The organism is Kocuria oceani (assembly GCF_029524215.1).
Classification (GTDB): domain Bacteria; phylum Actinomycetota; class Actinomycetes; order Actinomycetales; family Micrococcaceae; genus Kocuria; species Kocuria oceani.
On the sequence record NZ_JARAMH010000038.1, the window covers coordinates 1 to 13,516 of the forward strand.

General features: G+C 69.7%; 9 protein-coding genes. 3 read left to right on the top strand and 6 right to left on the bottom strand.

Annotation, left to right across the window (positions count from 1 at the left end; translation table 11 throughout):
* The 5 genes from ppsA to PU704_RS19610 all read right to left on the bottom strand — a co-directional run.
* Nucleotides 1-1,261 (bottom strand): phosphoenolpyruvate synthase (gene ppsA, locus PU704_RS19590; RefSeq protein ID WP_277552777.1); only part of this gene is annotated, 1,261 nt, incomplete at its 3' end.
* A gap of 165 nt (nt 1,262-1,426) precedes the next feature.
* On the bottom strand, nt 1,427-4,879 hold the full coding sequence (locus PU704_RS19595; RefSeq protein WP_277552778.1) for a pyruvate carboxylase: 3,453 nt from the start codon (nt 4,877-4,879) through the stop codon (nt 1,427-1,429).
* Between the two features lie 211 nt (nt 4,880-5,090).
* Nucleotides 5,091-5,732 (bottom strand): LutC/YkgG family protein, encoded by a 642-nt coding sequence (locus PU704_RS19600; RefSeq protein ID WP_277552781.1) that lies wholly within the window; start codon nt 5,730-5,732, stop codon nt 5,091-5,093.
* Nucleotides 5,729-7,318, bottom strand: a complete 1,590-nt coding sequence (locus PU704_RS19605) for a lactate utilization protein B (protein ID WP_277552783.1) — start codon at nt 7,316-7,318, stop codon at nt 5,729-5,731. The genes PU704_RS19600 and PU704_RS19605 overlap by 4 nt, the downstream gene beginning before the upstream one ends.
* Nucleotides 7,315-8,211: a (Fe-S)-binding protein gene (locus PU704_RS19610; protein WP_277552785.1), complete on the bottom strand. Its 897-nt coding sequence runs from the start codon at nt 8,209-8,211 to the stop codon at nt 7,315-7,317. The genes PU704_RS19605 and PU704_RS19610 overlap by 4 nt, the downstream gene beginning before the upstream one ends.
* Before the next feature lie 446 nt (nt 8,212-8,657).
* Between PU704_RS19610 and PU704_RS19615 the strand changes: the two genes are divergently transcribed.
* The 3 genes from PU704_RS19615 (at nt 8,658) to PU704_RS19625 (ending at nt 11,884) form a co-directional block, all read left to right on the top strand.
* Entirely contained in the window at nt 8,658-10,445 is a 1,788-nt protein-coding gene (locus PU704_RS19615; protein WP_277552788.1) for an L-lactate permease, read from the top strand.
* A gap of 141 nt (nt 10,446-10,586) precedes the next feature.
* Nucleotides 10,587-11,300, top strand: a complete 714-nt coding sequence (locus tag PU704_RS19620; protein ID WP_277552790.1) for a FadR/GntR family transcriptional regulator — start codon at nt 10,587-10,589, stop codon at nt 11,298-11,300.
* Nucleotides 11,301-11,689: 389 nt separating this feature from the next.
* On the top strand, nt 11,690-11,884 hold the full coding sequence (locus tag PU704_RS19625; RefSeq protein WP_047804244.1) for a hypothetical protein: 195 nt from the start codon (nt 11,690-11,692) through the stop codon (nt 11,882-11,884).
* A 177-nt stretch (nt 11,885-12,061) separates the two neighbouring features.
* On the opposite strand, the gene PU704_RS19630 is transcribed toward PU704_RS19625, so the two are convergent.
* Nucleotides 12,062-13,312 (bottom strand): IS256 family transposase, encoded by a 1,251-nt coding sequence (locus tag PU704_RS19630; RefSeq protein WP_277552794.1) that lies wholly within the window; start codon nt 13,310-13,312, stop codon nt 12,062-12,064.
* Between the last annotated feature and the right edge of the window lie 204 nt (nt 13,313-13,516).

A 13,516-nucleotide genomic window follows, 5' to 3' on the forward strand; every position in this document is an offset into this window, starting at 1 on the left:
TCGCCGCGTGGCAGGTGCGGCCGCCGCGGTCGGTGACGATCGCGGCGGCCTTCTTCATGATCGGCTCCCAGTCCGGGTCCGTCATCGAGGCCACCAGCACGTCCCCGGCCTGGAAGGAGGCCATCTCTTCGTGGGAGCCCAGGACGCGGACCTGGCCGGCCCCGATCCGTTGGCCGATGGCCCGCCCCTGGGCCACCACCGTGCCGGTCTCGTGGAGCCGGTAGCGGGCCACGGCCCCGGCCCCACGGCGGGAGACCACGGTCTCGGGACGGGCCTGGAGGATGTAGAGGCGCCCGTCGGTCCCGTCCAGGCCCCACTCGATGTCCATCGGGCGGCCGTAGTGGGCCTCGATGGCCACCGCGTAGCGGGCCAGCTGCTCCACCTGTGCGTCGGTGAGGCTGAACCTCCCCCGCTGCGCCTGCGGCACGGGGACGAAACCCACGGTCTCCCCGAGCTCCTGGGAGTCGGTGTAGGTCATCTGCAGGGCCTTGCCCCCGAGCCCGCGCTTGAGCACGGCCGGGCGGCCGGCGGCCAGGGCGGGTTTGTGGACGTAGAACTCGTCCGGGTTCACCGCCCCCTGCACCACCGCCTCCCCGAGCCCGTAGGAGGAGGTGATGAACACCGCGTCGGTGAAGCCGGACTCGGTGTCCATGGTGAACATCACTCCCGAGGCCCCCACGTCGGAACGCACCATCTTCTGCACCCCGGCCGAGAGCGCGACCTCGGCGTGGGTGAAGCCGTGGTGGACCCGGTAGGCGATGGCCCGGTCGTTGTAGAGGGAGGCGAAGACGTCCTTGACCGCCGCCAGGACGTTCTCCACCCCGCGGATGTTGAGGTACGTCTCCTGCTGCCCGGCGAAGGAGGCGTCGGGCAGGTCTTCGGCGGTCGCACTGGAGCGCACCGCCCAGGACACCCCTGCCGGGTGGGTCCCGGCCACTTTCTCGTAGGCATCCCGGACCCCGGTCTCGAGTCCGTCCGGCAGCGGTGCGTTGCGGATCAGGGACCGGATGTGCGCACCGGCGGCGGCCAGGGCGGTCACGTCGGCGGTGTCCAGGCCCTCCAGGGTCTGGGCGATCCGCGTGTCCAGGCCGTCGGCAGCCAGGAACTGGCGGAACGCGGTGGCGGTGGTGGCGAAACCGCCGGGCACCTGCACCCCGGCGTTGCTGAGGTTGCGGATCAACTCGCCCAAAGAGGCGTTCTTGCCGCCGACCTCCTCGAGGTCGGAGAGGTCGATGTCAGTGAAAGGAAGGACAGAGGTCATGAAGGACTCCTTCGGTGGGCGCCGCCCGGGCGGGGTGCCAGTGGATCGGGGATCGGTTCTGCCCGCCGGCCCGGCCGCAGGAACATCAGCGGTCGGGACCGACCGGCTCCTGCCGGGGCAGGGGCCCAGGGCAGGGGACGGGGTGGTTCGGGGGCGGTGAAAGGTTCAGTTGGTGGGGCGCAGTACCAGCAGCAGGTCTCCACCGGTGACCTGGGTGACCCCGGTCAGTGCGACCCGGACGACGGTGCCGCCGGTGGGGGCGGTGATGGAGGCCTCCATCTTCATGGCCTCGATGGTGGCGACCTGCCCGCCGGCCTCGATGAGGTCACCTTCGGCGACCGTGACGGTCACGGCCCCGGCGAAGGGGGCGGCCACGTGGCCGGGGTCGGCGGGGTCGGCCTTCTCGGTCTCGGGCACCGAGGAGGTGATCGAGGTGTCGCGGACCTCGATCATCCGGGGCTGGCCGTTGAGGGTGACCATCACGGTGCGCATGCCCTTGTCGTCGGGCTCCGAGATGGCCTGCAGGGTCACCAGCAGCCGCACCCCTTTGCCGAGGGAGATCACGTGCTCCCGGTCGGAGGTCAGCCCGTAGAGGAAGTCCCGGGTGTGCAGCACGGTGACGTCGCCGTACCTGGCCCGGACCGCCTCGTAGTCCCGGGTGGGTCCAGCGAACAGCAGCCGGTTCAGCGTGGCCCGCCGGGTCGCGGAGTCGGCGGCCAACGCGGTCGAGTCCTCCTCGCTGAGCTCGGTGACCCCGACACGCACGGTGCGGCCCTCCAGGGCCTTGGAGCGGAACGGTTCGGGCCACCCGCCGGGGGGAGTGCCGAGCTCCCCGGCGAGGAAGCTGATCACCGAGTCCGGGATGTCGAACTTCTGCGGGTTCGCCTCGAACTCGGCCGGGTCCACGCCCATGCCCACCAGCTGCAGGGCGAGGTCGCCCACGACCTTCGACGAGGGGGTGACCTTGACCAGCCTGCCGAGCATGGCGTTGGCGGCGGTGTACATGTCCTCGATCGCCTCGAACCGCTCCCCCAGCCCCAGCGCGATGGCCTGCTGGCGCAGGTTCGACAGCTGCCCGCCGGGGATCTCGTGCCGGTACACGCGCCCGGTCGGGGCGGTGAGCCCGGACTCGAACGGGGCGTACATCCGGCGGATGACCTCCCAGTAGGGCTCCAGGGCGGTCGCGGCCTCCAGGGGGATGCCGGTGTCCCGGTCGGTGTGGGCCAGGGCCGCGATCAGCGCCGAGGCGGGCACCTGGGAGGTCGTGCCGGCCATCGAGGCCTCGGCCACGTCCACCGCGTCCACGCCCGCGTCGATCGCGGCCATCAGCGTGGCGAGCTGCCCGCCGGCGGTGTCGTGGGTGTGCAGGTGCACGGGCAGCTCGAAGCGCTCCCGCAGGGCCGTCACCAGCTTCGCCGCCGCGGCGGGGCGCAGGAGCCCGGCCATGTCCTTGATCGCCAGCACGTGGGCGCCGGCGTCGACGCACTGCTGGGCGAGCTCGAGGTAGTAGTCCAGGGTGTAGAGCTCCTCGGCCGGGTCGAGCAGGTCCCCGGTGTAGCACAGGGCGACCTCGGCGACCGCGGTGCCCGTCTTGCGCACGGCCTCGATGGCCGGGGCCATCTGCTCCACGTCGTTGAGGGCGTCGAAGATCCGGAAGATGTCCACCCCGGTGGCCGCGGCCTCGGCCACGAACGCGTCGGTGACCTCCGTGGGGTAGGGGGTGTAGCCCACGGTGTTGCGCCCGCGCAGCAGCATCTGGATCGGGATGTTCGGCATCGCCTCCCGCAGCAGCCGCAGCCGCTCCCACGGGTCCTCCCCGAGGAACCGCAGCGCGACGTCGTAGGTCGCCCCGCCCCAGGCCTCGATCGAGAGCAGCTGCGGCAGCGTGTGCGCGTAGGCCGGGGCCGCGGCCAGCAGGTCCCGGGTCCGGACCCGGGTGGCGAGCAGGGATTGGTGGGCGTCGCGGAAGGTGGTGTCGGTGACCGCCACCGCGGTCTGGGCCCGCAGCGCGGCCGCGAAGCCTTCGGGGCCCAGCTCCTGGAGACGTTGCCGCCACCCGTCCGGCGGGGTGTGCGCCGAGGGCCCGTCGAAGGGGGAGCGCAGCGGCTCGTCCTGCTTGTCGCCCGGGTAGTGGGGGAGCTTGGTACGCGGGTCGATACCTTCCACCCGGGGGCCGTGGGGCTGATTGACGGTGACCTCGGCCAGCCAGGTCAGCGCCTTGGTGGCCCGGTCCCCGGAGATCTTGCCTTCGAGCAGTTCGGGGCGGGATTCGATGAAGTCGGTGGCGACCTCTCCGGCGAGGAACTGCGGGTCGGCCAGCACGGCCTGGAGGAACTGGATGTTGGTGGACACCCCGCGGATGCGGAACTCGGCCAGGGCGCGCTGGGAGCGGTGCACGGCGGTGGCGTAGTCGCGGCCGCGGCAGATGAGTTTGACCAGCATGGAGTCGAAGTGGGGGGAGATCTCCGCCCCGGCGTAGACGGTGCCGCTGTCCAGGCGCACTCCGGCGCCGCCGGCGGAGCGGTAGGCGGAGATCTTCCCGACGTCGGGGCGGAACCCGTTGGCCGGGTCCTCGGTGGTGATCCGGCACTGCAGCGCCGCGCCCCGGACCGTCAGCGACTCCTGGGCGATGCCCAGGTCCGCCAGGGTCTCCCCCGAGGCGATGCGCAGCTGCGAGGCGACCAGATCCACATCGGTGATCTCCTCGGTGACGGTATGTTCGACCTGGATCCGCGGATTCATCTCGATGAACACGTGCTGCCCGGCCCGCTCCCCGGCCGTGTCCACGAGGAACTCCACGGTCCCGGCATTGACGTAGCCCAGCTCTCTGGCGAACTTCACGGCGTCGGCGTGCAGGGCCTGACGGATGCCCTCGTCGAGGTTCGGGGCCGGGGCGATCTCGATCACCTTCTGGTGCCGGCGCTGGACGGAGCAGTCGCGTTCAAACAGGTGCACCATCCCGCCCTCGTTGTCGGCGAGGATCTGCACCTCGATGTGCCGAGGCCGCAGCACGGCTTGTTCGACGAACATGGTGGGGTCGCCGAAGGCGGTGTCGGCCTCGCGCATCGCCGCCGCCAGGGCTTCGGGCAGCGCCTCAGAGGTCTCCACCCGGCGCATGCCGCGTCCCCCGCCGCCGGCCACGGCCTTCACGAACACGGGGAAGCCGATCCGCTCGGCCTCCCCGAGCAGGTAGTCCGCCTCCGAGGAGGGGGCGGAGGAGTCCAGGGTGGGGATCCCGGCCCGCTGGGCGGCCTTGAGCGCCGCGACCTTGTTGCCGGCCAATTCCAGGATCTCGGCCCGTGGGCCGACGAAGGTGATGCCCTCCGAGGCCGCCGCGCGGGCCAGGTCCGGGTTCTCCGAGAGGAACCCGTAGCCGGGGTAGATCGCGTCCGCCCCGGACTCCTTGGCCACCCGGATGATCTCCGCCACGTCGAGGTAGGCCCGCACCGGGTGACCCTCCTCCCCGATCTGGTAGGCCTCATCGGCCTTCTGCCGGTGGATCGAGTTGCGGTCCTCGTACGGGAACACGGCCACCGTCTTGGCGCCCAGCTCGTAGGCGGCCCGGAAAGCGCGGATCGCGATCTCGCCGCGGTTGGCGACCAGGATCTTGGAGAACATTGACACCCGTTCCGCACCTGGGCGCTCCATTGGAGGCCCGGGTGCTGTGTTGTGAATTTCTGACAAGGTCAACTGCGAAGGAGAAACGGCCGGGCACGGCAGGGGCCGCCGTGCCCGGGCAGGGCAGACCCGGGCCCTCGGGGCCGGGGTGCCGAGCGGATCCGCGACGGTGCGTCTGCGCGTGCTGCGGTTCACGCGCCGTCCGGGCCTGTCAGCCGAGCAGGATCACGTCGAGCGTCCGGGGCCCGTGCACGCCTTCGACGCGTTCGAGCTCGATGTCCGAGGTCGCCGAGGGCCCGGAGATCATGGTGACCGGGGCCGTGGGCTCCACCAGGGCCAGGGCCTCGGGGATCAGCTCCACCACCGTCTCAACCGGCACCACGCAGATGTGGTGGTCGGGGACCAGGCTGATCGCCCGCCGGCCCTCCTCGGGACGGCCGGTGAGGAAGATCGTGCCGGTCTCCGCGCAGGAGACGGTCGAGGACGTCACCACCGCGTCCACGGCGTTGAGCTCCCGCACCCCCAGGGCCGAGGCGTCGCGGGCGTCATTGGGATCCACCAGCACCCGGCGGGCGGCGGTGTCCTCCGGCAACCAGGCGGTGTCCAGACCGGTCGGGACTACATACCGGGCGGAGACCCCCAGCAGCTGGGCGATCCGCCCCGGCAGGGACGCGGGGGTCTCGTGGTACACCGCGGCCTTGTAGTCGACCAGCCGGTCCACGAGCATCTCGACGACCTCCTCAGCCGCACGCTCCGAGACGCGGCGATAGGTGCGCTGCGCCGGTGCAGGGGTAGGCGCGTCGTGCAGCGCCCCACGGATCCGGTTGAGGATCTCGGTCTTTGCCTCGCTCATCGTGCTCCCCCGTCGTCTTCGGTGTCGGTCTCGGCCCCATCCGGTGCGGTACCGCCCGCATCCGGGCCGGTGGCCGGGCCGCCGTCGGCGGCCACCCGTTCCTGGGTCTCCTCGGCGTGCTTGGCCCACCAATGGCGGAAAGACTCCTTCGGCGGGGCGGGGATGTCGCGCTCATCGGTCCAGCCCCCGGCGATCCCGGGCAACCAGGAGATCGCCCGATCCTTGCCCGCCACCGCCCTCCCCAACGGCAGACCCTTCTCGGCCAACCCCATCCGGGTGCCCGAGGACATCACCACCGAAGCGCCCTTCATCATCAAATCCATCTGGGAGGGCACCCGGGGGGTGGGCTTGCTGCGCACGTCCTCGTCGCGCAGGTGCACGAGGATCTCCGGGATGTTGATCTTCACCGGGCACACGTCGTAGCAGGCCCCGCACAGCGAGGAGGCGTAGGGCAGGGAGGCGTTCTCCTCGGAGGTGATGCCGGTCAGCTGCGGGGAGAGGATCGCCCCGATGGGCCCCGGATAGGTGGAGCCGTAGGCGTGACCGCCGGCCTGCTCGTAGACGGGGCAGACGTTGAGGCAGGCCGAGCAGCGGATGCAGTGCAGCGCCGAGCGCCCGGCGGGGTCGTCGAGCACCGCGGTGCGGCCGTTGTCCAGGAGCACCACGTGCACGTTCTGGGGGCCGTCGCCCGGGGTCACGCCGGTCCACATCGAGGTGTAGGGATTCATCCGCTCCCCCGTGGAGGAGCGCGGGAGCAGCTGCAGGAACACCTCGAGGTCCTGGAAGGTGGGCACGATCTTCTCGATGCCCATCACGGTGATCAGGGTCTCGGGCAGGGTCAGGCACATCCGCCCGTTGCCCTCGGACTCCACCACGGTCAGCGTCCCGGTGGAGGCGACCCCGAAGTTCGCCCCGGACACCGCCACGGAGGTGGAGAGGAACTTCTCCCGCAGGTGGGTGCGGGCGGCCTCGGCGAGGTCGCGCGGCTCACTGGTCAAGGAATCATCCGTCTCCGGCATCCCCTTCCGGAAGATCTCCCGCACCTCATCACGATTGCGGTGGATGGCCGGGACCAGGATGTGCGAGGGCTTGTCGTGGGCGAGCTGGACGATCAGTTCGGCGAGGTCGGTCTCCGTGGCGGTGATCCCGTGCTCCTCGAGGTGGGCCTCGAGGCCGATCTCCTGGGTGGCCATGGACTTGATCTTGATGACGTCGCTGGACCCGGTGGCCTGCACGAGCTCGGTGACGATCCGGTTGGCCTCCTCCGCGTCCCGCGCCCAGTGCACGGTGCCGCCGCGGGCCGTGAAGTTGGCCTCGAACTCCTCGAGCAGGTGCGGCAGGTCCGCCATGACCTGCTCCTTGAGCGCGGAGCCGGCCGAGCGCAGCTCCTCCCAGTCGGGGAGCTCCCCGGCCACCGCGGCGCGCTTGCCGCGGATCGTGTGAGTGGCGTGGCGGATGTTGGCGCGCATCTGCGTGTTGCCCATCTCGGCCTTCGCCGCGGCGGGGAACGCGGTGGACGCGTGCAGATTCCCCTGCCCGTGGACGGGACGCACAGCAGGCATCCCCAGTGCAATACGACGGGTCATCGGGCGCCTCCGGTGGTGTGGGACGAAACGGACGAGGAAGCCGGACTCGCAGGACCCGCGGCCGAGGAACGCGCCGACGTGCACCCACCCCGCCCCCTGCTCTTCGGGATCGACAGCTCGACCGGTCCGGAGACCTCCAGCGGGTTCTCGCGGGTGGACGCGAGGATCTCGGCGAAGTGGACGGTGCCCGGCCCCGAGTCCCGGCGGGCCATGGCCCCGCCCAGGTGCAGCAGGCAGGAGGCGTCCCCCCCGGTGCACAGCTCCGCCCCGGTGGAGACGATGTTGTCGATCTTCTCCTCGGCCATCGCGGCGGAGACGTCCGGGTTCTTGAAGGAGAAGGTCCCGCCGAAGCCGCAGCACTCCTCGGCGTCGGGCAGCTCGACGAGGTCGAGACCGCCGACCGAGGCGACCAGGTCCTTCTGCCGGTCGCCCAGGCGCAGCAGCCGCATCCCGTGGCAGGACGGGTGGTAGGTCACCCGGTGCGGGAACCAGGAGCCGAGCTGCGCGGCCGCGTCGCGCACGCCGAGCACGTCGACCAGCAGCTGGGAGAGCTCGTAGGTGTTCCCGGCGACGGCCGCGGCGGCCACCGCCAGCTCCTCGTCCCCGCCGGCGCGGGCGATCATCGGCTGCTGGTGGCCCAGGGAGGCGACGCAGGAGCCCGACGGCGCCACGGCCACGTCGTAGTCCGCGGCGGTGAAGGCCTTGACGTGGTTGCGGACCACGGGCAGGGCGTCGTCGAAGTAGCCGCTGTTGACGTGCATCTGGGAGCAGCAGCCCTGGCCGGGCGGGAACACCACCTCGTGGCCGAGCCGCTCGAGCACCCGCACGGTGGCCAGCGCGACCCGCGGATACATCGCGTCCACGATGCACGTGGCGAACAGGGCGATTCTCATGGGACCTCCGGGGGACAGGAGAACAAGGACGAAAGAAGAAGAAAAAGGGTCGATGCGAGAACACCGCACCACCTGTGGTCTGACCATAGTAGGACTATGAGCCGCACCACACAACCAGGGCGGCAGGCGGCGAAAACATTGCGCCGAAGGGTTGGTGGTGTGACCTGGGTCATGTACTCTTCGTGGTCAGACCATTGTGGTCCGACCATACGGCGATGGCATGTCTGGTTCTTCTCGCACTGGGGTGCGGGGAACCCGACCGGCCACCCGACAGACACCAAGGTCTGTGCTGCTTTTCCGGAACTCATCGAAAGGCGCATCGAGGCCACTGGGGCCGGCACGAGCTGCGCGTCGCGTCCCGGAAACTTTGACCCAGCCCGTACCACGCACCCGGCCCGCCCCGTCACCCGTGATCCTGCGGGGCAGGGCCCAGAAAGGATCTGTCCATGGACAATCTCGCTGTTCTGAGCCTGTTGGCTCTGCTGCCCCTGCTGTTGGTGGGTGTGCTGTTGGCCGGTTTCCGCTGGCCGGCGAAGTTCGCGATGCCGGTGGGCTACTTCGCCGCCGTCATCGTGGCCCTGGTGGTGTGGCAGATGAGCTTCACCGGGGTGCTGGCCGCCACCGTCGAAGGCCTCATCGTGGCCATCACCATGCTCTACATCGTCTTCGGCGCCCTGCTGCTGCTCTCCACCCTCACCGTGGGCGGGGCCATGGCCACCATCCGCGCCGGATTCAACAACATCTCCGCCGACCGGCGGATCCAGGCCATCATCATCGGCTGGCTCTTCGGCTCGTTCATCGAGGGCGTCTCGGGCTTCGGCACCACCGCCGCGGTGGTGGCCCCGCTGCTGCTGGCCATGGGCTTCCCCGCGATGGCCGCCGTCATGATCGGCCTCATCGTCCAGTCCACCCCGGTCAGCTTCGGGGCGGTCGGCACCCCCATCCTCGTCGGGGTCGCCAACGGCCTGGGCGGGGACCCCGCGGTCGCTCAGCGCGTCGAGGTCCTGGGTGTGACCATGCCCGAGTTCATCAACTCGATCGGCTTCTACACCGCGGCCATCCACGCCATCGTGGGCATCCTCATCCCGCTGATCCTCGTGACCCTACTCACCGGGTTCTTCGGCCCCGAGCGGCGCTTCCGCGACGGGCTGGCCGTGTGGCCCTTCGCCGTGTACGCCTCCCTGGCCATGACCGTCCCCTACGTGCTGGTCGCCCGCTTCCTCGGCCCCGAGTTCCCCTCCATGTTCGGCGGGCTCCTCGGCATGGTGCTGGTGATGTACACCTCCAGCCGCGGCTTCCTCATGCCCAAGGACACCTTCCAGTTCGGCCCCCGCGCCGACTGGCCCACCCGCTGGATGGGCACCATCGAACCGGCCGAAGCCACCGACGTCTCCACGCACATGAGCACGGTCCGCGCCTGGGCCCCCTACGCCCTGATGGCGGGGCTGCTGGTGGCCACCCGCGTCATCGCCCCGCTGAAGGAATGGCTGACCGGTCTGGCGATCCCCTTCGAGAACATCCTGGGCACCGAGATCACCACCACCGTCCAGCCCTTCTACCTTCCCGGGTTCGTGCTGATCCTCGCCTCGGCCTTCGCCTACCTGCTGCACCGGATGAACTCCCGCGAGATCGCCCAGACCCTCAAGATCTCCGCCGGCCAGCTCGCCGGCACCGCCGCCGCCCTGCTCTTCGCCGTGCCCCTGGTCCGGGTCCTCATCCAGTCCGGCCCGGCCCTCAACGAGTCCGGGCTCTCCAGCATGCCGGTCACCCTCGCCGAGGGCGCCGCCGCGATCTCGGGCAGCTCCTGGCCCGTGATCGCCCCCTGGATCGGCGCGCTGGGTGCCTTCGTGGCCGGGTCCAACACCGTGTCCAACCTGACGTTCTCCCAGTTCCAGTTCTCCACCGGCGCCGCGATCGGTCTGGACCGCCCCGAACTCGTCGTGGCCGCCCAGGCCGTGGGCGGGGCCGGTGGCAACCCGATCGCGATCCACAACATCGTGGCCGCCTCGGCCACCGTGGGCCTGCTCGGGCGTGAAGGTGATCTGCTGCGCAAGACCATCATCGTCACCACCTACTACTGCCTCGCCGGCGGCGCGATCGCCTACCTGTTCATCCACGGGGTGGGCCTGAACCCGGGCACCATCATGCTGGTGGCCCTCATCGCCGGACTGGCCCTTATCGCCGCCCGACTGTGGCGCCAGGACGCCCCCACCAAGAACGAACTCCGGGTTTGAGCCCGGCACATGGGGCCGGGCTCATGACCGGCCCCACGCCTGCTGCACCCCGGGGGCTGCACCCGACTGATCCGGTCGGGTGCAGCCCCCGGGGTCTCTCTAGAATGGTTTGGTTCCCCATCTACCCTCCAGGAGCCCCTCGTGCCCGCGCCCACACGCACCTACACCCTCGTCCTCGACTGGCTCGAAGAACGACTGCGCTCGGGCGAGATCTCGGTGGGCGACAGACTGCCCGCAGAGCGCCCCCTGGCCGAAGAGTTCGGGATCTCCCGCGCCTCGGTCCGCGAAGCATTCCGGGTCCTCGACGCCATGGGCCTGGTCCGCTCCTCCACCGGGTCCGGGCCCAACGCCGGGGCGATCGTCATCTCGGACCCCTCGGCCGCCCTCGGCTGGGCGCTGCGGATGCACGTGGCCAACCGGTCCCTGCGCATCGGCGATCTGGTGCAGACCCGGCTGCTGCTCGAAACCCAGTCCGCCCACGAAGCCGCCACCGCCCCGGACACCCCCGAGCGCACCGCGATACTTGACCAGGCCACCGAACTGGTGGCCGCCATGGACGACCCGGACCTGCCGGACGAGCGCTTCCACGCCCACGACGCGCAGTTCCACATCCTGCTCGCCTCCCTGGCCGGCAACGTGGTGGTCGAGACCATCATGGCCTCGCTGCGCCAGGCCACCATCGGCTACGTCCAGGAGACCGTCGCCGGCCTGGCGGACTGGCCGCAGGTACGCCACACCCTCCAGGAACAGCACAAGAACATCCTGGAGGCCTTCCAGCAGCGCCGAGGCGCAGACGCCGCCGAAGCCCTGCGCCACCACATCATCTGGTTCTTCGAACTCAGCGATCACCGCTAAAGAGCGGCCCCCAGACTCCCGCACCACCCAGGACTCTTGACCGCCGCCCACCGAACGGTGCCACCAGCACGGGACCGCCCGAACGAGCCATCCCAGACCCACCCTGCCCGACTGCTGACGGACACCTCCAAAACCTCCGGCTCCAGCCGGCCGCGACCGGCCTCCGCCGTGGGGGACCCATACGCGTTCCAGGCCGAGAACACCCCGCGTCGACACCGCACCACTGAGCGCACCAGATCGGGACGACCACCCGGCATGTGCTCACCGCGTCCCGGCTGACCACCCCGAGGCCGCACCCCAGCCCATAGGCGCCGACGAAAGGCACCGCTACCATAACCAGCCCCGACCCCGTCCCCGGCCCAGTCCCAGTCCTCGTGGAGGACTGCACCGTGCTGCAGGCAGGTGATCGCATCGACGTCCACCTTGTCGGTGACCTCTACTACCGCGGACTCGTCGAGGAGACCATGCCACTCCTCCACGTGGTGTGGGCCCGAGAACTGGGAACCGGCGAACGGAGAATGTTCTCCACCGACGAGAACCGCATCTTCCAGCACCCACCCCCAGCCACCCCAGAAAAGCACTGACGAAGACCTTTTCTGAAGGCACGCTCCACCGTTGAGACGGAAATCCGTGGAGCACATGGATGCCAGACGCCCAACGGCCGACATGGAGGACCGGCCGCTAACCGGGCCATATGTAAAGCCCTTTGCGGTCGTGTTGGGACTGTCCGATAAACGGTGTGTGGGGTCCGGCTGTTTTCATCAGTGAGTGGTTCTCTCGAACCGTCCGGCGAAGGTGATCGCGAACGCGTTCAGCGCCGGCTTCCACCTCATCACCCAGCGTGCTCTACCTCCGCCGGTCGGATCAAGAGATCTGGTGACGAGGTAGAGGCATTTCAGCGCTGCAGCCTCGTTCGGGAAGTGCCCGCGTGCCCGCACCGCCCTGCGGTAGCGGGCGTTGATCGACTCGATCGCGTTCGTCGTGCAGATCACCCGGCGGATCTCGACGTCGTACTCCAGGAACGGCACGAACTCCGCCCAGGAGGACTCCCACAGCTGCACGATCGCCGGATACCGCTGGCCCCACTCGGCCGTGAACTCGGTGAACCGGTCCTTTGCCGCTTGTTCTGAAGGCGCGGTGTAGACCGGTTTGAGCGCCTTGACGATCCCGTCACGGTGCTGGCGGCCGGCGTAGCGGAAGGAGTTGCGGATCAGGTGCACGATGCACTGCTGAACCACCGTCTGCGTCCAGGTGGTGTTGATCGCCTCCGGCAGGCCCTTGAGCCCGTCGCAGACGGCGATGAGCACGTCCTCGACGCCCCGGTTCTTCAGCTCGGAGAAGACCTGCAGCCAGAACCGGGCGCCCTCGGCGCCGTCACCGGCCCAGATCCCGAGGATGTCGCGTTCTCCGTGCACGGTCACGCTCATGACGACGTAGAACGGCGTGTTGCGCACCTGCCCGTCGCGGACCTTCACCACGATCGCATCGACGAAGAGCACCGGGTAGAGCGGGTCCAGCGGACGCGAAGACCACTCGGCCAGCTCACCGGCGACCTTCTCGGTGATCCGGCTGATGGTGTCCTTGGAGACGGTCGCCCCGTAGACCTCCTCGAAGTGCGCCGCGATCTCACCGGTCGTCAGCCCGCGGGCCGACAGCGAGAGGACGATCTGGTCGATCCCATCCAGACGCCGCTTGCGCTTGGGCACGATCACCGGCTCGAAGGACCCGTCCCGGTCCCGGGGCACCTCGATCTCGACCGGGCCGATCTCGGTCAGCACGGTCTTCGACCTCGTGCCGTTGCGCATGTTGGCCGCGATCGGCGTCTGCCCGTGGTCGTGACCGAGGTGTTCGGTCAGTTCGGCTTCCAGGGCGGTTTCCAGCACGTTCTTCGTCAGCTGGTTCAGCAGCCCGCCCGGGCCGACCAGGCTCACGCCCTGCTCCTTCGCCTGGGCAAGCAGCCGCTCGGCGAGGTCCTTCTGATCGATGATCTCTCCGGTCACAGGGTCGATCATCGTGCCTGTCATCTCGGTCGTGGACTCTGACACGGCCGTCTCCTTTCGGATCAGGCCGGACCCTCACACACCGTTGTTCTTACAGTCCCGGGACTGATGCACCGATAGGTGACACCTGATCTGTGGCGCTGAGAGGCGTCGATGGAAGGATGTACACCATGCCCAAGCCCTATCCCAAGGAGTTCCGCGACGACGTCGTGAACG

Excerpts from the sequence above, each read along its gene's own strand:
- PU704_RS19595 (WP_277552778.1), bottom strand. The coding sequence starts at position 4,879 with ATGTTCTCCAAGATCCTGGTCGCCAACCGCGGCGAGATCGCGATCCGC.
- PU704_RS19600 (WP_277552781.1), bottom strand. The coding sequence starts at position 5,732 with ATGAGCGAGGCAAAGACCGAGATCCTCAACCGGATCCGTGGGGCGCTG.
- PU704_RS19605 (WP_277552783.1), bottom strand. The coding sequence starts at position 7,318 with ATGACCCGTCGTATTGCACTGGGGATGCCTGCTGTGCGTCCCGTCCAC.
- PU704_RS19610 (WP_277552785.1), bottom strand. The coding sequence starts at position 8,211 with ATGAGAATCGCCCTGTTCGCCACGTGCATCGTGGACGCGATGTATCCG.
- PU704_RS19615 (WP_277552788.1), top strand. The coding sequence starts at position 8,658 with ATGGACAATCTCGCTGTTCTGAGCCTGTTGGCTCTGCTGCCCCTGCTG.
- PU704_RS19630 (WP_277552794.1), bottom strand. The coding sequence starts at position 13,312 with ATGATCGACCCTGTGACCGGAGAGATCATCGATCAGAAGGACCTCGCC.